Origin of the sequence: Paenibacillus sp. MER TA 81-3 (genome assembly GCF_023713585.1) — a bacterium.
In the GTDB taxonomy this organism is placed as follows: domain Bacteria; phylum Bacillota; class Bacilli; order Paenibacillales; family Paenibacillaceae; genus Paenibacillus_B; species Paenibacillus_B profundus.
The window spans coordinates 88,738-109,769 of the sequence record NZ_JAMAWB010000016.1 but is presented as its reverse complement, the minus strand read 5'-3'; the positions used below and the strand labels follow the sequence as shown (position 1 = coordinate 109,769).

Genomic DNA, 21,032 nt, shown 5'->3' with positions numbered 1-21,032 from the left:
CTATGTCGAAAAAAAACGAATTGGAAACACGACGTTCACATTTATCGGACAAGCAGCGTTTGCTTTTGGAGCAATGGAAGCAAGGAACCAATCGAAAAAAACAGTGGATTTCCCCTAGAAAAGAAGAGGACCGATTGTTGCTGTCCCCGGCTCAGAGAAGACTATGGTTTTTGGACCAGCTGCTGGCAGACAAGTCTGCGTACAACATGTATTTTGCCGTGCGGCTAACAGGAACGGTTGATTTGCAGGCGGCACGCAGCTCTTTTCAATTCATCATCGACCGGCATGAATCGCTGCGCATCAACTTCACCAATGTGAATGGCAGTCCACAGATCAAGCGAATGGAGCGCTTTTCGCTCGATCTGCCAGTGGAAGACGTTAGTGGATTACAGGCTCATGAAGCTGAAGAAGCTGCGAACGTCCTCATTCAACGTACGATCTCGGAGCCGTTTGATTTGGAACGCGAGCCGTTATTGCGTGCCCGGTTCATCCGGCTGAAGGACCAAGAGCATATTTTAATGCTATGCATGCACCACATCATTTCGGACGGATGGTCCATGGGCTTGTTGGTGAAGGAATGGATGACATGCTACACATCGTATTTGGCTGGTGCTGCTCCGGTTTTGACTCCTTTGCCGATACAGTATGGGGATTTCGCGTACTGGCAGTCGGAGCAGTTGAGTTCAGGGAAGTGGGACGGGCATTTGAGCTACTGGAAGGGGAAATTGAATCAATGCCCCAGCGTTGCCTTGCTGCCAGACAGAAAAATAACAGAGTCGGCCGGAAATCGAGGCGGAGAAGTGCTGTTTGACCTTCCTGATGAATGGGTTCAACTGCTCAAATCTTTTTGCGCAAAAACAGAAACGACTTTGTTCATGGTGCTATTATCCATGTTCGGAGGTCTGCTGTACCGATATACCCATGAACAAACCATGGTGATAGGGACACCAATTGCCAACCGCAATTACACCGAAATAGAAGGGGTCATCGGCTATTTCGTTAATTTATTGCCGCTGCGCTTGGATATAAGCGGGGAGATGACGTTTCATGACTTGCTGCATCAGGTGGTGAAAGCGGCGACAGAAGCATATGATCATCAAGATTTTCCTTTTGATCGGGTAATCGAAGAATTGCAGCCGGACCGCCAAGGCTGGTCGATCCCATTAGTTCGAAATATGTTTGTGTTCCAAAACACCCCCGCTGTTGAAATTCAGCTTCCGCACGTTCGAGCAGAAATGCTGAAATTGCACAACCGCACGTCAAAATCGGATGTGCTGCTGTCCATGACGGAGATGCAAGGGGCAATTACCGGGCGCATTGAATATAACGCAGATTTATTTGTTCCGCAGACGATGCGGAATTTTGCCAACCACTTCATCGAATTCATAAGATCGGCACTTACATACCCGGATCGGCCTATTGGCCTGTTGAACTTATTGCAAGAGGACGAACAGGCGGAAATCATACAGCGTTCGGGCACGATGGCAGCTCAGGAAAAAGATCCGGAATGTTTACATCGGCAATTTGAAAGAATTGCCGCCCTATTTCCCGAACATACGGCGCTGAAATGGAACGACGAGATATGGACCTACAGCGAGCTTAATGATCATGCGAACCGACTTGCTTGTCATTTGAGGCAATCAGGGGCGTCACATGGGCAATTTGTCGGTCTATGCATGAACAGATCCCCCTATTTGATTGCAAGTATATTGGCGGTTCTTAAGGCCGGCTGTGCCTATGTTCCCATCGATCCGGCGTATCCCGAAGAAAGAATTCGCTGGATGGTAAGCGATTCTGGATGTTCGCTGCTGCTGGTGGATGACGATACGCACGAACTGCTCTCCGAAGCGTCCTGTACGCGGATTCAAGTTACGGCAGAGGAACTGGAGATAGCCAAATATTCAGCAGAGAATTTGAATACTCAAACAAGTGAAACCGATGTGGCTTATATGATTTATACGTCGGGTTCAACCGGGCTTCCGAAGGGAGTGCTCGTTGAACACGGAAGCGTGAGCCGCCTATTCATTTCGACGCAACGATTATTCGAATTTCACGATCAAGACGTATGGACACTATATCACTCGTGCGCCTTTGATTTTTCGGTCTGGGAAATATGGGGAGCTCTACTGCATGGAGGCCGGCTCGTTATCGTGCCGTTCGACGTCACGCGTTCGTTTGAAGACTTCTACCGGCTCCTGGTCCAGGAACAGGTTACCGTGCTCAATCAGACGCCGTCCGCCTTCAAGCAATTGATGCTTATTGAACAGCATCCGGGGATGGCAGGAAGCACCGATCTGTCATTGCGATACATTATTTTCGGTGGCGAAGCACTGGAGCTGCAGTCTCTGCGTCCTTGGTTCGACATTCACGGTGACCGGCATCCCCAATTGATCAATATGTACGGCATCACTGAAATAACGGTTCATGCCACTTACAGGCCCTTATCCATGGCTGATCTGGAAGCAAGATCGGGAAGTGTAATCGGTATGCCGCTGCCGGATCTGCAGGCGTACATTCTGGACGAACACCAGCAGCCGGTTCCCGTTGGAGTCGCGGGTGAACTGTACATTGGCGGACGAGGAGTGGCACGCGGCTATTGGAAGCGCGAGGAGTTGAACAAGGAAAGGTTTATCGCGAATCCGTTTGCAGGGGCGGGAAGTCAGTCCGGGCGTCTGTACTGCTCTGGAGACTTGGCCAGGTGGACGGCAGCGGGAGAGATCGAATATTTGGGACGCCGGGATGAGCAAGTGAAGATTCGCGGCTTCCGCATCGAGCTCGGAGAAATCGAGGGAGTGGTCGGGGAGCACGAACTTGTCTCCCAAAACGTAGCGGTAGTCGACCGGAACGAACATGGAGATCCCAAAATCACTTGTTATCTAATCCCTCAAAAAAACCGGCTGCATACGATCGGTCCATTGGTGCAGATGACACACGATATGGTTGACAGATGGGAAACGGTCTTTGACAGTTACTACACCAAGGGGAATGAACATGACGATAAAACGTTTCATATTGTCGGTTGGAACGACACTTTTACAGGCCAACCCATACCTGCGGTTGAAATGGAAGAATGGACGAATGAAACGGTTAAAAGGATTTTGAAATACAAGCCAAAGAGGGTGTTGGAAATTGGCTGCGGCACCGGGCTTTTGCTTTTCCGTGTCGCCCCATTTTGCGAATCCTATATTGGCACCGATTTATCCGAGAAGGCGATCGAATATGTGGACAGTCATTTGCATGTGTTGGGTGATGCCCGGGACAGGGTGGAACTGTACAAATGCAACGCTCACGAACTTCCCGACCTGGAACAGGTCGATATGATTATTTTGAACTCGGTGGTGCAGTATTTCCCTGATTTGTCCTATCTGCATACGGTGCTGCAGCATAGTGCCGGAAGAGTGAAGCCGGGCGGCTGCATTTTTATGGGAGACATTTGCGGCTTCATGTTCAGGGAGGCGTTCCATTCCTCTGTTGTGTTGAATAGTGTGGACGATCAGACCACAATGTCGGAGTTCAGCCGATTGGTGCAGCGTAAAATGAAGCAACATAGCGAACTGATGCTGGATAGCGGATATTTCCTTGAATTGCAGCAGCGTTTGCCTGAGATCAAAGCGGTGGAAGTGCTGTATAAAAAAGGAGCCTTCCACAACGAGATGAGCAAATTCCGCTTCGATTCGGTGCTGCATATCGGGGAGAAGGCGGTGTGGGAACCGGAAGCCAGCTACGACTGGAGTCCCGGCGTCGAGACATTGTTGAATGGAGGCGAGCTGTGCAGACAACATCCGCAAGCATGCTTCCTTATTAAAGGAATACCGAACTCCCGCGTTGTGGAAGAGTGGAGCTTCCTGCGCTGGTGCCGTCAAGCCAATCCCAAAGACAAAATTGCGGATTACCGTAAACGGAGTCAACAGGGAGGAGATTCTCCGAAGGGAATAGAGCCTGAGGCGATGGTTCAGTGGGGGGGACATAGCCACAATGTGGAAATGCTCCTTTCAGAGGCGGTGCATGAGGGCTGTCTGGACGTTATTTTTACACCTAATATCGGGGGAGATAAGATTGTGCCCTTTCCTAACATGGATGCCAAGAAGGCGGGGCAGCAGCTGTCAAGCGTTCCTTTACAGCAGGAGGTGGAAAATAAGCTTGTTGCCATCATTCGTGATGAGATCCAAAAACGGCTTCCCGATTATATGATTCCTGCTCAATTTGTGGTGCTGGAACAGTTTCCGTTAACGGCGAACGGCAAGATTGAACGCGGGAAATTACGTGAGCTCAAACCTAACAGGTCATGGGCGGGTCAAACACCAGAACATGACCAGCTTCCGCACACGGTTACGGAAAAAGCGCTGCAAGACATGTGGCTGAGCTTGCTGGATGTGGATCAGGTTGGGATGGAAGATCACTTCTTCGAAATCGGCGGCCATTCGCTGTTGATCAGTCAAATGATGTTTCAGATTAAAAAACAATTTCAGGTGCATATCCCGTTGATGCAGTTGATGCTGGAACCGACGATCAAAAGCATCGCCCGGCAAATAGACAGTTCATTGGCGCAAGAAGCACCTGGCGTCCAGTTGGATTTGGCAAGCAAAGTGGTATTGGATCCGGCGATTCAGGGAGCTGGCGTCCCGCTGGCGCCGCAGACAGAATGCAGCCAGTCCGTGCTGCTGACCGGAGGCACGGGATTCTTCGGGGCTTTCTTACTGCACGAGCTTTTGCAGAAACCAGATACACAAGTATACTGCCTTGTTCGTGCCGATAACCGAGAGGCGGGAATGCAAAAATTAATAAGCGGAATGAAGAAATATTTGCTGTGGAAAGATGACCTGATTCACCGAATCACAGTCATTACCGGAGACTTGGGAACCGAGCGGCTTGGCTTGGATGAGGCAACCTACAACTTTTTGACGAAGCAAATTACGTCCATTTACCATAACGGAGCCACCGTGAATTTCGCCTATCCCTATTCGGCCTTGGAGGCGGCCAATGTCAAGGGCTGCGAATCGATTCTGAGATTGGCTGCGGCCGGCAGCTTGAAACCGGTTCACTATATTTCCACTTTATATGTTTTCTCAGAAGAAGATGCCAAAAACAAGAAAATCATCCTGGAGGATGATGTCCCTATCTACTTCGAAACATTAAAATTGGGCTATACGCAAAGCAAATGGGTAGCGGAAGGATTAATGAGGGAAGGGAGAAACCGAGGACTCCCCATCAATATTTACCGTCTTGGCAGAATTTCGGGGGACAGCCGTACCGGAGTGTGCCAGGATAGCGATTTTTTTTGGAAGATAGTCCGGTTCTGTCTCCAACTGGGTGCCTTTCCGGATATTGATTTCCGGTTCAACCTGATTCCGGCTGATTTTGCCGGTACAATCATTGTCCAACTCGCACACGATCCCCTTTATGGGAACCAGACGTTTCACGTCATGAATGATCACGATTGTTCGTTCAAGGAAATCGTCGGTATGTTGTTGAAGCTGGGATATTCATTTGAACAGCTGCCTTGGGACAACTGGAAAAGAGCTGTGTCTGATCTATCGGAGACCGGCACTCCGGAACAAGTGGATATTTCTGTGCTGCCATTTATCGAGGAGCTGTCCATGATTGAAGGAGAAGCACCTATATTCAACGCGAACAACACGTTTGCCTTCCTGAAAAATATGAACATAGATTGCCCGCAGATGGATGAGAAGAGATTGAAAACCTATATCGAGTATTTTGTCGACAGCGGTTATTTTGAATCTATTACCATATAAAGGGGTGGATGTAAATGAATAAACTGATGATGGATGAATGGAAAATGAAGCGTTTAATGGACCGGATGAAGGGGCAAATGGATATCAGCTGGTCAAAGGAAGAGCAGGTCTTAGACCAGTTCGGCGTCAAGGACGGCGATTCCATCTTGGAGGTCGGCAGCGGACCTGGGTTCATATCAGAGCGACTCCTGCAAAAGTATCCTGCCAGCCGCATCACTTCCATCGAGATTGAAGAGTATTTTGTTCAATACGCACAGCACAACATAACCCCCGAGCAGAAAGACCGCATCAGCATCATGCAGGACGATATTTTGGATCATCGCCTGTCTCTTGGGCAATTTGACGTTGCTATCGCCAGGCTTGTCTTTCAACATTTACCCGATCCCATCTTAGCCGCACAGAACATCTTCGACTTATTAAAACCAGGCGGGAAACTAATTGTTTTGGATGTGGACGATGCCATTTGGGGTATTATCGATCCCGTTATACCGGAACTGCAATATATACTGAATCAGCATGCCAAGGAACAATCTTCGCAAGGGGGCAACCGATTTATTGGACGTCAACTGTGGCATATTTTGCAGACAAACGGCTACGCGGATCTTGATCTGAAGCTGATAGCAGCGCACAGCGATGAGATTGGCATCCGATCATTCCTGCCGCAGGTGGATGCCGAAGAAATGAGAACGATGGTAGACAATGGCTTTGCTACGGAAGAAGAAGTGGCTGCGGTGGAAAAAGGTGTGGCAGCATTTCTGGGCACTGCCCATCCATATGCATTGCTGATCATGATGGCGGTCTGCGGATCCAAACCCAATTAATAGAGAAGGAGCGTGCCTCCATGGGAAAGAATGACGCAAAAACTATGATGATCCGTATCCTCTTCTGGTCGGCGGTTATCTATAATTTGGCGGTATGGGTCGATCTCGTGTCCATGCTCAATTACTGGGGCTTCTACTATACCTCTACGCCAGTGCAGCTGGGCGTGTTAGTTATGAGCTTTTCAGGATCGATGGCCTTAGCGACCGCTTTGGGAACCGGCCGTATTCAGAAGCGGAATGAACTTGTCATGATGACGGCCGCTGTGGGAAGTGGAGTGATCATGATACTCCATCTGTCCAATCAGTCTTTTATGACGGCGATTCTATTGATTCTCCTCAAAGGGGTGTTCATCGGGTGCTACGTCAACGGACAAAATGCGCTGCTGCAAAGAATGTGCTCTCCGCAACGCTATGCCGCAATCGATAACAGGTTTGAACGCTTTGCGGCGATCATCAAGTTCGCAGGTCCTCTGGCGGCCGGACTAAGCGTCATGCTGTGGCAGCCGCAGGTCACGTTGTGGATAGCGGCACTTATTTACGTAATTGCCGCCATACCTATTGTGTACCTGTTCAGACGTGAAGAGGTGGGAGGGCCGAAAAGTGACGAACCCTTCCATGAAACAGCAGATGAATTGAAAAAGAATGCGGCCTTGGATTTGTCTACAGGCGCATATCTGACGTTAGGGTTAGTTATACTTGCATCGATGTCTTTCTTCGTAACAGTCGGCGATTCTCAATTGGTTGTGTTGTTCCGGGATATTTACCTATGGAATAATGCCGCTATCGTTGCTTTTGTAATGGCTGCCGCTGGTGTGGGCACCTTTTTGATTCGCATGTGGTTCGAATCCGAATCGTCTACCAACACGACACCCTTTAAGTTACTCAGCTTTTCTTCGCTCGGACTGTCGCTCGTTTTCTTAGTTGTGACCTGGGCTATGAACCGTCAAATTGATGTGATTTGGTTTCTGGCACTATTTTTTATCGGAGGCGTTTGCTGGCAAATCGGTTTTTCCCTCTACTTGAAAAAGATGAATCAAATGGCTTCTGCTGGAGGAATGATGAATAAATTCGGTACGGTAATGGCGCTCACCTATATTTTGGGCCCCCTCTTCGGAGGAGCAGGTGTAGCCTGGTTGGGAATTAACACGACGTACTTTTTATCGGGATTGTGCATGCTGGGCTTTTGTCTAGTGGTCAGTGTAATTTACTTGTCCATTCATGTGAAGCTGAGGAAAGCAGAACAGAGTCCCTCCCATTCACTGAAAGCGGCCAAATGAGGTCAGGGGGATAGTGAGCTGTTCGTGTTGACGAGCGTGGCTCTTATTGTCCTTCACTTGACAGATAGCAAGGCGAAGCACGCGGCATTTGATGGCTTTGAAGGGAGCTGACGAGATGGATTTGATTACAGTCAATGATGTAAGCAAAACGTATGGAGAAAAGGAAAGTCAAGTACATGCGTTGAATCGGATTACGCTGCAAATCAAAAAAAATGACTTTGTGGCTCTGCTCGGGCCGAGCGGCTCAGGAAAATCGACATTGCTTAACGTAATCTCCGGGTTGGAGCGGGCGGATGCGGGGGAAATCTACTTCGCAAAAGAAAATATTACCCGTTATAAAGACAAGCAGCTGGTCCAATTTCGCCGTCAGTATACGGGGTATATTTTTCAGCAATACCACCTGATTCCCAACTTGACGGTTCAGGAAAATATCGAAATTGGGAAGTATTTGAATGCCGACAGTCTTGATTTGGATGAAATAACGAAGGAACTGAACATCCAGCACCTGAAAAAGCGGTTTCCATATGAATTGTCAGGAGGCCAGCAGCAGCGGGTGGCCATTGCCAGAGCGCTGATCAAGAAGCCCGAAATATTATTCTGTGACGAGGCAACCGGCGCATTGGATGAAGAGAACGGGAAGCAAGTGCTGAGCTACTTGCAGCATCTGCAGCGGAAATACGGTCTTACGATTGTCTTTGTCACGCACCATGTCGGAATCGCAAAAATGGCCCGGCACATCATCAAGTTGAATAGTGGCCGGCTGGTTGATCAGATTATGAACGACCATCCGCTTACGGCCGAGGAAATCAGTTGGGGATAACGTCTTTGCTAAGGGATGTGTTGTCATGAGAAACGTATTGAAATTTGTGCGTCGGGACATGGTGAAGAATCAGTTGCAGGTATGGCTTGTATTGCTCTTGATTGCAGCCACGTCCTTTATCTTTTTCTTTATCAAATATGCTTCGGATGGAATGAATACAGAATACGAGCGATTTGCAGAAACGCAACAACAGGAGCATTTTGCATTCCGCCCCAATCTGGCCGTTTTTATAAACGGAGACACACAGCAGCAAATTATTAGCGGGGCCTCTATTCCCAGTCACGAGCTTGAACAATTGGGCTTTGAAAACCTGCTGCAAACATACAACCTGAAGCTGCCCGACGAAGAACACCAAGCGCTCTCCCGATTGAGCGGCGAATATCAGTTCCACTATGACGAGGTGAAGTACAAAGAGATTAAGGAGCAAGGGGTCTTATACCGATGGATCGGGGATACAGGCAAGCGAACCGTCAATCAGATCTATCTTGCCGAAGGAAGACTGCCTGCAAGCAGCGGTGAAATAGCTATTACATCGAATTCAGTTGGAATGCAGACCTTGCAGGTTGGGGACGAGTTGACGATTCGCGGGCAATCTTACGAAATTGTAGGGCGCTTTATATTGCCCGACCAGATCCGCCAAAACAAAGCTGACGGGGAACGCCCCTTATATGTGCTTGCTAATCCGGAGCAGTATGCGCTGATTGACGACATTGAAGCTCATTATTACAGCGGCCGATTCCAAAATGGAACGTATAACGGGGACGTCGTCCGCAAAATGACCGAAGACGCTCGGTTTGCTTTCTTTCTCCCCGTCCAAGATAATCCCGAGGCGACGGAGCTTATCAAGGGCATTGCATCCAACGCTGGGATGTCGATGATATTTTTGATTACGTTGACGTTGTTGTGCACGGGCGTATTTCTTATTTTTCTGAACCGCCGCCTGCGGCTGCAGCAAAAAGCCTGGGGCTGCCTGATAGCTATGGGATATCCTCGTGCGCTGCTAATCAATGTTTATGTAATCAACAATGTGCTGCTATGTGTAATAGGAGTTATTCTAGGCTTGGCGGCAGCTTATTTTTCCGCTGATTTGCTTATCCAGCAGTTTCAATCTCAATATGTGCTGCCTGCGTTCCCGAAGGAGCTGGGTGTCAATTCTTTGATAATAGGAGTGCTTGTCATTGTCATCTGTTTCAATGCGGCCGCGTATTGGATGCTGCATCGATTTATGAACAACGACACGGTGACGATGTTATTGGCAAGGCAGAAGAACGAGCATGTTAACTTCTTGACGAGATGGGTAAGCCGCCTAACGGTTGGATTGCCTTTTATCCAGCGCGTTAAACTGCAGATGTCCGCCAGAAGCATAAAAATGATCGTTCTGTTAGGGATTACGGTATGTTTGTCATCCATATTGTTCATTCTCGGCATATCCCTGAATCAGTCAAGCTCAAATGCTGTTGAGCATCGTTTTAAAGGTGTCCATTACAAATACGATATTCAATATTCAGAGGCCAGACTTGCTCAACACAATGAAGACCGCAACGATTATTACTTGCAGAAAGACAAGCGGTTGTCTTGGAACGGCAGCAGCGGCATCCGCGAAGGGGCGAAAGTCAATGTGCTCGCTTTTGACGGGGATAGCAAGTGGCTGACATTGGTAGACGAGAATGGAAAGGAGATTAATTCCAAGCTGAAGGAAGGGGCAATTGTACATTCCTCCAAGGCTCAATTGTTTGGTTTGCAGGCAGGCACATCCGTACAGGTTCTCATTGGCGACAAGGAAGTTAAAATCCCGATTGCCGCATTCTGTTCGAATGGAGACCCAGCCGCCTTCTATATAGATAAGGCACAGTTGACGAACGCTCTCGGCATTTCACCCGATATTTATAACGGCACGTTCACCAATTCACCGGACCCTGATCCCCAACAGGCCGGCAGGTATACAATGAGTTCTGTTGAGAGCATGCGCAAGGAAATGACGGAACAGGCGTCTTCTTCACAGCTAAGCGCCGTATTGAATCAGATCTTAGGCTGTGTCATTGCCGTCATTATGATTTGGCTCATTACGTTAATTACGGTAGAGGAAAACAAAAAAAATATGGCTGTTCTCCATATGATCGGGTATACACAGCGCGAGATCGGAAGCATGCTGTTGAATGTTTATACCGTTATCGTGGTCATATCCTATATTGTGTTTACGCCGCTTGCCCTATTTTTCGTGAATTATATTCTCAAAATGGTTTCGGTCAGCACCAACGATTTTATTCCTCTCATCTATAACGTATTTACATTTGGTTTGGTATTGGCCATTATTTTGATTATTTATTATGCTGTGCTTTTTATCGCCAGACGTTTTTACATGCAACCGTCTTATGCAGTGCCGATCGCCGCTCCTAAGCCTCCTAAGCGGGTCGATATGTGAGTTGGGAGAAAGAACTTCTATGGGAGGGGAGTGCGATCGATGATAGTTCAATCCACAATTGAACAGTTTGTTGAGGGCTGGGTAATATGCAGAAGAGTGCCAAATACTCGAATTCATAAAGAGAGCGCATTTATTCATGTGCGATTTGGCGAGCATGTAGGGGGCCGGACGGATGAGATTTTTATAAATGAAGCTGCGCCTGAGACATTGAAACAAGTGGAGCAATATATGAACGAGCAGCAGAAGTATTGGCTCACGGTTTTTTCAGAGGGTGAACCGCTTAACCTGTCCCAACATCTGTATAGAGTCAGCGAAACGTTGATGGTGAATGAGTTAATAGAACCGTTAGATAAAATTACGGCAGCCGCAGGAACCGAAGTGAAGCTAATTGATGACGAGGCTGAGGCATTGGAGCTAAATGCTTATTTCAATGCTGCCATCGCCGATCCAAGACGAATCAAGGATACGGATATAGAGGATTATGCGGTTTACGTTAACGGGCAACCTGCAGGAAATGGAAGAATCTCGTTTAACCCGGCGGAAGGTGTGGCTTGCATGGATAACATATATGTGGATGCTGCGTACCGAGGAAATGGGTTAGGTAAAGTGCTATGCTCGACTCTTCTGCACAGAGCGCAGCCACTATCCAAAAGATGCATTCTTGCTTCAAGCGATATGGGTTATCCCCTGTATAAAAAGCTGGGCTTTGAACCGATTTGCAATATGCATGTATATGAACAAGCAGGAAGCTGAACGAGCCTGCACGAGGAAGGGGAGAGAGCGATCCATCTCAATGATACGGAAATGCCTCAGATTTCGTAACAATGACTCGGTAACGCAGTGATTGTCTTTTCAGCTCACATGTGGGCAAAGAGTGGACAGTTATCGAGGCTCACTTATTAGTTAGGCCGTAATCTGAAGGCAGCAGATGTTGTATGGTGAACGACATGGAAGGTTTGCAGCGGGTTTGCGTGGCGACGTGGAACTCGCTGTTTTCTTCTCTGCGGACCGCAGTCAAGATCGGAGTCCGAAGTATGCGCCATTGGAAATGATACAGTCAAATCCACCGACTCGGTGTCTAAACGGCATGTAGACTGGAAATTGTCCAATGAATCCAGCTGGTTTTGAGCTATGGGTGTGGATGCAGTGTCAAACTATTGGATGAACTCCAACGAAACCGACGGCAAGGTGACATGCGACGCTGTTTCATTGGAGAAAATCCAATGGATGAAACATTTTATATTGGAGCTGCTGGAGATCATCTTTATTGGGATGGTCTGCTTTTGCATGCATGGAAGTTCGGTGAAACGTGTTGCAGCTCGGCAGGCGTGCGTGACCAGGTTGAACTGACGCAGATGTATGAAGGCGGTTTCGCACGATCTTTTTGGATAAAGTTCAAGTTAGAGAGAAAAAGAGCAGTGGATACTGTACTTTCGACATGATAATGATTATCATTATTGTGATGATTTAATCTGTTGTATTGATAGATCGAAGGGAGATGAACAGTTGAGCAGTACATAAGCCTCGATTTTGTACAAAAAAACACTCGTATTTGTCCATTGCTATTTATATGCGGATTAGCATACAATCTATTTGTGAGATTGAGAATCAATATCAGTAATTAGTAGTATGGCATATATGGTTTTAGAAAGGGGCGAACGTCATTTATTACAACGCAACGGGCATGCCCCGTCACGATATCATCGTCTGAGAACGGCGATAAGATCCATATTTCATAGATAATAAAGGTGGCCTGTATGAGTCAAACTGCAAATTCCATTAAAGAAGTGGCAGCATCGCCAACTGTCCAATTTCGGTCTCGTCCGTGGGCGGCCACGCTGATTCTCGCTGGCGGTCTAATTGCGCTGGTGTTCGGAATCGGTTTGTCCGTTTCGTTCGGGGCGGCAGATATTAAACTCTCCGTCGTATGGGAAGCGATCTTTCGCTTTAATCCTGAAATGACGCAGCATCAGATTATTCAAGAACTTCGTCTTCCACGTGTGCTTGGCGGAGCGATGGTCGGAGCCTGCTTCGCCGTCGCGGGAGCGATTATGCAAGGAATGACCCGCAATCCGCTGGCTGATTCCGGATTGTTAGGTTTAAATGCAGGAGCTGGTTTCATGCTGGCGGTATGCTTTGCTTTCTTCCCCGGCATGCCGTTCATGTACCTGATTATGTATTCCTTCTTAGGTGCAGGGGTAGGTGCAGGGTTAGTATACGGCATCGGCTCGCTAGCCAAAGGGGGATTGACGCCGGTTCGTCTGGTGCTGGCGGGTGCAGCATTAAGTGCGCTGCTATCTGCGCTAAGCGAGGGGATCGCTCTCTATTTCCGCATCGGACAGGATTTAGCATTCTGGTATGCGGGAGGCGTGGCGGGAACAAAATGGTTCCAGCTCAAGATTATGTTCCCATGGATTGCCGCCGCAATCGTGGGAGCGATTGCATTGTCCCGCTCGATTACGATGCTCAGCCTTGGTGAGGACATTGCCAAGGGACTCGGACAGCGAACGAAGCTAGTCAAGCTGGCGGGCATGATCATTGTGCTCGTGTTGGCTGGTGCGGCAGTATCTGTTGTCGGCGCGGTCGGCTTTGTCGGATTGATCATTCCCCACTTGACCCGGTATTTGGTCGGTGTAGATTACCGCTGGATTATTCCGTGCTCGGCGGTGCTCGGCAGCTTGCTTGTTGTCTTCGCCGATCTGGCGGCAAGGATGGTTAACCCGCCCTATGAGACGCCTGTCGGTGCACTCATTGCGCTTATCGGTGTTCCGTTCTTCCTTTACCTGGCGCGTAAAGAAAGGAGAGAACTGTAATTATGGAGAGTGTATCAATCACATTAAGCGAACGCCGCAGAAAAAAACGAGGTATTGCCGTCATTATTATATTAAGTATTTTGATTTGCATAGCATTCATTATCAGCATGAACACCGGATACATCCGGCTGACTCCGATGGACTTAATCCGAACGCTATTCGGCGCAGGCACGGACAAACAGAATTTGATTCTGTTCGACTTCCGGTTGCCGCGAATTGTAATTTCTGTGCTCATCGGCGCCGGGCTGGCGGTATCTGGCTGCGTGATGCAAGGGATATCCCGCAATGCGCTAGCTGACCCCGGTATATTGGGTATCAATGCAGGAGCGGGATTGACGGTCATGTTGTTCATTTCCTTCTACCCGACTACAGCGGCTGCTCCCGTATTTTTGCTGCCGGTGCTAGCTTTGGTCGGCGCGGGGCTGACTGCCGCACTGATCTATTCGCTTTCGTACAAGCGGCATGAAGGTTTGTCGCCCACACGATTATTGCTTACCGGTATCGCGGTTGCGGCAGGGATTAGCGCAGCGATGATCGTGCTGACGCTCAAGCTGAGTCCGGATAAATATCAATTTGTGGCGACGTGGCTCGCAGGCAGCATTTGGGGCACGAATTGGAAGTTTGTGCTCGCTTTGCTCCCATGGATCGTCGTGCTGCTACCCTTTGTATTCTACAAGGCACGCGTGATGAATGTACTCAACTTGGGCGATCAGACGGCGACCGGCCTTGGCGCCCCAGTTGAGAGAGAGCGGCTCGTGCTGATCGCCGCGGCGGTTGGCCTCGCAGGCGCTTGCGTCGCAGTGAGCGGCGGCATTGGCTTCGTCGGCCTCATTGGACCGCACTTGGCGCGCCGTCTTGTCGGTCCGAAGCATCAGATGCTGCTTCCTGCAGCCGCTCTAGCCGGCTCGCTCTTGGTCATTACGGCTGATACGCTGGGCCGCTGGATTTTGCAACCATCAGAAATACCAACAGGTATCGTGGTCGCGGTCATCGGTGCACCGTACTTCCTCTACTTGCTCGCTCGGTCCAAAGCATAAACAGTAAGACTAGGGAACTGTATCATTTAAACAGAAAGAGGTTGCTCCAATGCTACGACGATTTTTTGCGTATTATCAACCTTATAAAGGGTTGTTCATATTGGATTTCTCCTGCGCGATTATCGCTGCGCTGCTGGAGCTCGCGTTTCCACTCGCCGTGAATCGCGTGGTGGACGATCTGTTGCCGAGCGGCAACTGGAAATGGATTTTATGGGGCTGTCTCGCCCTGCTCGGGATTTATGTCATCTGCTCGGCCTTGCACTATGTGGTGACCTATTGGGGACACAAGTTGGGCATCAACATCGAAAGCGATATGCGCAAGAAGCTGTTCGATCATGTTCAGAAGCTGTCCTTCCGCTTCTTCGACAATAACAAGACCGGGCATCTTGTGTCCCGCATGACGAATGATTTGATGGACATTGGCGAAATCGCCCATCACGGCCCAGAGGATTTGTTCATTGCCATCATGACGCTGGCTGGGGCATTCGGCATCATGCTCGGCATTAATTGGGAGCTCGCCGTGCTGACCTTTATCATCATCCCGCTCATGATTTACATGTCTCTGTACTTCAGCCGGAAGATGTCGCGTGCCTTTAAGCGCATGTTCTCGGACATTGCCGATTACAACGCCCGTGTGGAGAACAATGTAAGCGGCATCCGCGTCGTGCAGGCATTCTCGAACGAGAAGTATGAAATTGCCCGCTTTACGGAGAACAACGAACGGTTTCGGCTGACGAAGCTGCTCACGTACCGCATTATGGCTTGGAATTCATCGCTCAGCTACATATTAATGAAGCTGGTGTCATTGTTCGTGCTCGTATGCGGCACTTGGTTCGTCATTCAGAAGAACATGACATACGGAGAATTTATCGCTTTTGTGATGCTGTCGAACGTGTTCCTAGGACCGATTCAGCAGATTAATTCGGTAATTGAGATGTATCCAAAAGGAATCGCCGGATTTAAACGCTATTTGGAGCTGCTGGAAACCGCCCCAGATGTGGCGGATGCGCCAGACGCGCAAGCAGTCGAGCATTTGAACGGCAATATTTCCTTCAATAACGTCACGTTCGGTTACGAGAACAAAGATAAGGTGCTGCATGGCGTCGACCTGACGATCTGCGTAGGTGAAACGGTGGCGCTAGTAGGGCCTTCGGGTGCAGGCAAGACAACATTATGCAGCCTGCTGCCGCGCTTCTATGAAGTCGATGCGGGAAGCATTACGATCGACGGCATCGATATCCGGAAGATGACGTTAGAGTCGTTGCGCAGCCAGATCGGCATTGTGCAGCAGGATGTGTTCCTGTTCGATGGCACGATTCGGGAAAATATCGCGTATGGCCAGTTGACGGCCAGCGAAGAAGAGATTTGGGAAGCCGCGCGGCGGGCCCAGCTTGAGGAACTCATTTTGTCGCAGCCGGAAGGGCTGGACACGATGATCGGCGAACGCGGAGTCAAGCTGTCCGGTGGTCAGAAGCAGCGGTTGTCCATTGCGCGCATGTTCCTGAAGAACCCCCCGATCCTCATTCTCGATGAAGCGACATCAGCGCTTGATACAGAGACAGAGGCGGCGATTCAGCAGTCGCTGGCCGAATTGTCGGAAGGCCGCACCACGCTGGTCATCGCGCACCGCTTGGCGACGATTAAGAACGCCGACCGCATCGTAGTGGTCGCAGAGCAAGGGATTGCCGAACAGGGCGATCATCATCAGTTGCTTGCTGCAGGAGGAGCATACAGCCGTTTGCACCGGGCGCAGTTTGGCGCATAGTGTGTGAGCTGCACATGATTAAGCGAATAACAAGCAATTCGTTTAGGAAGAACGTGCTTCGACTAGATCAAGAATAACGGAGACTTGGAGGCAAGACCATGACCGAACAACTGGAATTGTATGATGCGACGATTATCGGTGGAGGACCAGCAGGGATGTACACCGCCTTCTATAGCGGCATGCGCGATTTGAAGACGAAGCTGATTGAGGCGAAGACAGAGCTCGGCGGACGAATGCTGATTTACCCTGAAAAGATGATCTGGGATGTCGGCGGGGTGACGCCGATATTATGTGAAAAGTTAATCGCCCAGTTAGAGCAGCAGGCGAAAACGTTCGACCCGACCATTGTGCTGGGCCAACAGATTACGGAGATGGAGCGGCTAGAGGATGGAACGTTTATGTTGACCGCGGCGACGGGTGAGCGGCATCATACGCGCACGATCATTTTAGCCATAGGGTACGGCATTCTTACGATGCAGAAGTTGGAGATCGAAGGAGCCGATCGCTATGAAGTAACGAATCTGCACTACACCGTGCAGGAGCTGGAGGTGTTCCGGGGCAAGCGGGTGCTCATCTCAGGCGGCGGCAACTCGGCGGTGGATTGGGCGAACGAGCTGGAGCCGATTGCCTCGCAAGTGATAGTCGTGCATCGCCGCGATCAATTTGGCGGACACGAGAAGAATGTCGTGAAGATGATGGAATCGTCTGTGGACGTGCGGACGCTGTACGCTGTCAATCAACTTCATAGCAGCAATGGGGATACGATTGAGGAGGTTACCATTTCTAACGTCGAGACGGGAGAAACGGAACGCTTCGAGGTTGACGCGGTTATCGTCAATCATGGTTTGAGATGTGATTATGGCCCGCTTGCCGAATGGGGTCTGGAGATGAGGGACGATGTAGCGGTAGTGGACGGAAAGCTGGCAACGAACATTCCAGGTATCTTCGCCGCGGGAGACTTTGTTACTTATGACAGCAAGGTCCGCTTGATCGCAGGCGCGTTTACAGATGGCGCGCTAGCGCTCAACAGCGCCAAGCTATATCTGGATCCGGAAGCGCCTAAGGTGGCGTATGTATCCTCGCATAATATTCGCTTTAAAGAAAAAAACAAACAGCTCGGCTTGGATGACGACGATTACCGTGCCGGCAGATAACGCCGACAGATAATAAGGAAGGAGCAGTGCCATGCAAACTATAAAAGAACGGCTGCATACGTCGGAGCTTGATATTGCCTATGGGGAAGCAGAAATTGTGAGTAACCTGAATTTGTCGGTCCCGCACGGGAAGATTACGGCACTTGTTGGCGCAAACGGCTCTGGGAAATCGACGATTCTGAAAACGATGGCGCGCATAATGCGCCCGAAAGCGGGCGGCGTACTGCTCGATGGAGAGTCCATCCACACCAAATCGACGAAAGAAGTAGCCAAGCAGTTGGCTATCCTGCCGCAAAACCCGACCGCGCCTGACGGACTTACCGTGTCGGAGCTGGTTGCTTATGGCCGCTTTCCGCATCAAAAAGGGTTCGGAACGATGACGGCGGACGACAAGAACATTGTCCGCTGGGCGATTGAAGTGACAGGCATGGTGGAATTCCAAGACCGGGCGGTCGATCAGTTGTCCGGCGGACAAAGGCAGCGGGCGTGGATTGCCATGGCGCTTGCTCAGCAGACGGATATTTTATTCCTAGATGAGCCTACGACCTTCTTGGATATGGCTCACCAGCTCGAGGTGCTGCATTTGCTGCAGAAGCTGAACGAAGAGGAAGGCCGCACCGTAGTGATGGTCGTGCACGATCTGAACCATGCTTCACGCTATGCGCAGCACATGGTTGCGATTAAGTCAGGCACCGTCATCAGGGAAGGACGCCTGCGGAAGTGATGACCAGAAGTGTGCTGCGCGAGGTGTTCACCATCGAAGCGGACATTGTGCCCGATCCGCGAACCGGAGTGCCGCTGTGCTTGCCATACGAATTGGCATCGCTTGCTGCCGCGGGCGCCTGATGTGAAGGGAGGGATAAGACATGGATGCACAATCGCTATTCGCGATTAGGCAAATTATCCGGAAGTGGCACAGGTATATGAATTGCAAAACGTTCGGAACGAAATATGTGCTGTTGGATCTGATCGAGGAGCAGGGAACAATCTTCGTAGCTGATCTGGCCAATCGTCTATCTCTGTCCCAAACATCGGTTGAAGAAGCGCTTCATGGGTTGATCATTAGCGGATTGATTCAGCGGGTTCCTGACAGTGAGATTGCGGTAAAGCTCACGATGACCGGGACCAAATTGGCATCCTCCGCGCGGGATGAGAGACAGAAATGGGCGCAACGTTATTTTACCAACGAATCCGTGCAGGAATTTCAGCTGCTGTATGAACTGCTGCATCACGTGATATGCGAATTGGACTCAGATAACGCGGTGCAACGGCGTAAGCATTATTCCGCAGCTCGTGTGGATCGAGCATAAGCCATCCAAAATGATGCCCCAAAAGAAAAGGCAGAGGCCTTTTTCTTTTGGGGCATCGTGTTTGCTTGGCGCAGCTTTCTAAGCTGGACTAGCTATCATCCGATATATTCGATGATATTCATCAGGTCTGAATTAATTGGCAGCACCCTATGCACTGCTGTTCCGCAACAGGCGGGGCAGCATATCAAGCAGCCTCTCTCTTGTCAAGGCATCGCCCGAGTTCCATTTCGCCGCATTCAACACATACGCGTGACCGTTCCAGACTGCAGGGAGGCTGTTCCAGAGGGAACTGTTCATCATGTCCTTCGCCGCCTGCCTGGATGTTGGATTGCCGGAGAGCAGCATGAAAATCCGGTCTCCGGCAAACGCAGACAACTGTTCGGCTGGAATTTCCATAAATCCATGACCCGTATCCAATATTTTCTGGATTTTGTCTCCTGGCTTGAAGCCGAGAGGATGATATAGTGCCGAAGATAGTCCGGCGGTTCCCATGACAAACAAGCGATGGCCATGCTCGTATATAAAGACCGTTGCCGTCTCACCCGGATAAATGTCGGCCCGCAGCTGTTGCCACATGGCGGTTGCTTGGGCATTGTACATGTCCAACCATTGCTTGGCCTCGCGTTGTCTGCCAAGCAAATTGCCGAGCGTAAGCAGGCGTTGGTCGAGAGGCGCGAATGAATCGAACGTGACGGTAGGCGCAATTCGAGCGATTCGGTCGTATTTCATTTCGTCCGTATCCGCAACGATTATTAAATCGGGTTCAAGCGTAAATGACTTTTCTGAATCGAGGGGGAAGCCGACATCTTGCACATTGTGCACTTGGTCTTCATACACCGTGCCATGCATCCAGGTAAACGCTCCCCCGATCGCTTCCACGCCAAGTGCGAGCAGGTCACCGAACGTTTCGCCATGATAAATGACGCGCTTGGGCAGGGCAGGGATCTCCACCTCATGGCCTGTCCAGTCTGTGACTCGGGTTCTGCCGCGCATGAACCGGGCGTATTGCTTGGGCGTAATGCCCGTCGTCTGCCGGAAACGGCGGTTGAAATAATATTCATCTGTAAAGCCGACCCGATGGGCGATCTCCCGCAAGGGCTCGTTCGAGCTGAGCAGCAATTCTTTGGAGCGCTTAATGCGTAATTCCGTTAAATAGTCGAGTGGTTTTTTACCCGTCAATTCTTGAAAAATCGGAGTGAAGCGCCAATAAGGCACATTGGCTAGCTGGGCAAGCTGCTTGACGGTGATGTTCTTCATGTAATTGTTCTGCATGTATTGGATGGTGCTCTCCACCGATTGCGTCGGATTGAACAAATGCTCCGAATGCAGGTTATGTTCGAACACAAACCCCATCAACTCCTGAAAACGCATATGCTGCTTATACCATTCGAGCTCGCATCTGCCATGCTTCTCACTATATAGCTCCTCTATAAGATGCATCAGGCGGGAGAAGGGGTATGCAGTTATTTCACACCGACCGGGCAAAAGGTCTTCCATATATGTTTTATGCTTCTGCTTCCCGACTTGGATGACGGTGAACTTCACTTGATAGTAGCTGAGCGTGCTGTCGCATCCGCTTTCGATCTGCAGGGATGCCCCGGGCGGAACGAGATAGCTTTTTTCGGGTGAAAAGCGGAAATGATTGTTGTCTATATGTAAACAGCCGGTACCATTGGTGAACACCAAAATCGTATGATGCTCAGTCGTTATGCTTTCGGATTTACCCGCATTAGGACGGATGATGAATTGGATGTCCGCCAAATGAAACAGCAAGGAGCGGAGCGGGGCGGATGCCGGTTGACAGTTAGCCATCTTAGAGCATCTCCTTTCAATGATGAGAATCGTTATCAATTAATGATA

At 49.7% G+C, this 21,032-nt stretch carries 13 protein-coding genes and 1 pseudogene; 13 read left to right on the top strand and 1 reads right to left on the bottom strand.

Annotated features, from left to right (window positions below; translation table 11 throughout):
• The first annotated feature begins 2 nt into the window (after positions 1–2).
• From M3650_RS21670 to M3650_RS21610, 13 genes and pseudogenes are all read left to right on the top strand, one after another.
• Positions 3–5,753, top strand: coding sequence for a non-ribosomal peptide synthetase (locus tag M3650_RS21670; protein WP_251577693.1), 5,751 nt, complete (start codon positions 3–5; stop codon positions 5,751–5,753).
• A gap of 14 nt (positions 5,754–5,767) precedes the next feature.
• Positions 5,768–6,574 (top strand): class I SAM-dependent methyltransferase, encoded by an 807-nt coding sequence (locus M3650_RS21665; protein WP_019423138.1) that lies wholly within the window; start codon positions 5,768–5,770, stop codon positions 6,572–6,574.
• Between the two features lie 20 nt (positions 6,575–6,594).
• Entirely contained in the window at positions 6,595–7,851 is a 1,257-nt protein-coding gene (locus M3650_RS21660) for an MFS transporter (protein WP_251577692.1), read from the top strand.
• Positions 7,852–7,966: 115 nt separating this feature from the next.
• Positions 7,967–8,671: an ABC transporter ATP-binding protein gene (locus tag M3650_RS21655; RefSeq protein WP_019423140.1), complete on the top strand. Its 705-nt coding sequence runs from the start codon at positions 7,967–7,969 to the stop codon at positions 8,669–8,671.
• Between the two features lie 25 nt (positions 8,672–8,696).
• Complete coding sequence (locus M3650_RS21650; protein ID WP_251577691.1) at positions 8,697–11,093, top strand: ABC transporter permease; 2,397 nt, start codon at positions 8,697–8,699, stop codon at positions 11,091–11,093.
• A gap of 39 nt (positions 11,094–11,132) precedes the next feature.
• Positions 11,133–11,846 (top strand): GNAT family N-acetyltransferase, encoded by a 714-nt coding sequence (locus M3650_RS21645; RefSeq protein WP_251577690.1) that lies wholly within the window; start codon positions 11,133–11,135, stop codon positions 11,844–11,846.
• Positions 11,847–12,316: 470 nt separating this feature from the next.
• Positions 12,317–12,535, top strand: coding sequence for a hypothetical protein (locus M3650_RS21640; RefSeq protein ID WP_251577688.1), 219 nt, complete (start codon positions 12,317–12,319; stop codon positions 12,533–12,535).
• Between the two features lie 315 nt (positions 12,536–12,850).
• Positions 12,851–13,906, top strand: coding sequence for a FecCD family ABC transporter permease (locus M3650_RS21635; protein WP_251577686.1), 1,056 nt, complete (start codon positions 12,851–12,853; stop codon positions 13,904–13,906).
• Positions 13,907–13,908: 2 nt separating this feature from the next.
• Complete coding sequence (locus tag M3650_RS21630; protein ID WP_251577684.1) at positions 13,909–14,943, top strand: FecCD family ABC transporter permease; 1,035 nt, start codon at positions 13,909–13,911, stop codon at positions 14,941–14,943.
• A gap of 49 nt (positions 14,944–14,992) precedes the next feature.
• Positions 14,993–16,708, top strand: a complete 1,716-nt coding sequence (locus M3650_RS21625; protein ID WP_251577682.1) for an ABC transporter ATP-binding protein — start codon at positions 14,993–14,995, stop codon at positions 16,706–16,708.
• Positions 16,709–16,806: 98 nt separating this feature from the next.
• Positions 16,807–17,862, top strand: coding sequence for an NAD(P)/FAD-dependent oxidoreductase (locus M3650_RS21620; RefSeq protein WP_251577680.1), 1,056 nt, complete (start codon positions 16,807–16,809; stop codon positions 17,860–17,862).
• A 31-nt stretch (positions 17,863–17,893) separates the two neighbouring features.
• A pseudogene (locus tag M3650_RS21615) lies at positions 17,894–18,708 on the top strand (ABC transporter ATP-binding protein).
• A 20-nt stretch (positions 18,709–18,728) separates the two neighbouring features.
• Entirely contained in the window at positions 18,729–19,172 is a 444-nt protein-coding gene (locus M3650_RS21610) for a MarR family winged helix-turn-helix transcriptional regulator (RefSeq protein ID WP_251577678.1), read from the top strand.
• Between the two features lie 147 nt (positions 19,173–19,319).
• Here the strand turns inward: M3650_RS21610 and M3650_RS21605 are convergent, their stop codons facing one another.
• On the bottom strand, positions 19,320–20,984 hold the full coding sequence (locus tag M3650_RS21605) for a helix-turn-helix domain-containing protein (RefSeq protein ID WP_251577676.1): 1,665 nt from the start codon (positions 20,982–20,984) through the stop codon (positions 19,320–19,322).
• Between the last annotated feature and the right edge of the window lie 48 nt (positions 20,985–21,032).

What these genes read in the sequence shown, in the direction of transcription:
- M3650_RS21670 (WP_251577693.1), top strand. Translation starts at nt 3, where the DNA reads ATGTCGAAAAAAAACGAATTGGAAACACGACGTTCACATTTATCGGAC.
- M3650_RS21665 (WP_019423138.1), top strand. Translation starts at nt 5,768, where the DNA reads ATGAATAAACTGATGATGGATGAATGGAAAATGAAGCGTTTAATGGAC.
- M3650_RS21660 (WP_251577692.1), top strand. Translation starts at nt 6,595, where the DNA reads ATGGGAAAGAATGACGCAAAAACTATGATGATCCGTATCCTCTTCTGG.
- M3650_RS21655 (WP_019423140.1), top strand. Translation starts at nt 7,967, where the DNA reads ATGGATTTGATTACAGTCAATGATGTAAGCAAAACGTATGGAGAAAAG.
- M3650_RS21650 (WP_251577691.1), top strand. Translation starts at nt 8,697, where the DNA reads ATGAGAAACGTATTGAAATTTGTGCGTCGGGACATGGTGAAGAATCAG.
- M3650_RS21645 (WP_251577690.1), top strand. Translation starts at nt 11,133, where the DNA reads ATGATAGTTCAATCCACAATTGAACAGTTTGTTGAGGGCTGGGTAATA.
- M3650_RS21640 (WP_251577688.1), top strand. Translation starts at nt 12,317, where the DNA reads ATGGATGAAACATTTTATATTGGAGCTGCTGGAGATCATCTTTATTGG.
- M3650_RS21635 (WP_251577686.1), top strand. Translation starts at nt 12,851, where the DNA reads ATGAGTCAAACTGCAAATTCCATTAAAGAAGTGGCAGCATCGCCAACT.
- M3650_RS21630 (WP_251577684.1), top strand. Translation starts at nt 13,909, where the DNA reads ATGGAGAGTGTATCAATCACATTAAGCGAACGCCGCAGAAAAAAACGA.
- M3650_RS21625 (WP_251577682.1), top strand. Translation starts at nt 14,993, where the DNA reads ATGCTACGACGATTTTTTGCGTATTATCAACCTTATAAAGGGTTGTTC.
- M3650_RS21620 (WP_251577680.1), top strand. Translation starts at nt 16,807, where the DNA reads ATGACCGAACAACTGGAATTGTATGATGCGACGATTATCGGTGGAGGA.
- M3650_RS21610 (WP_251577678.1), top strand. Translation starts at nt 18,729, where the DNA reads ATGGATGCACAATCGCTATTCGCGATTAGGCAAATTATCCGGAAGTGG.
- M3650_RS21605 (WP_251577676.1), bottom strand. Translation starts at nt 20,984, where the DNA reads ATGGCTAACTGTCAACCGGCATCCGCCCCGCTCCGCTCCTTGCTGTTT.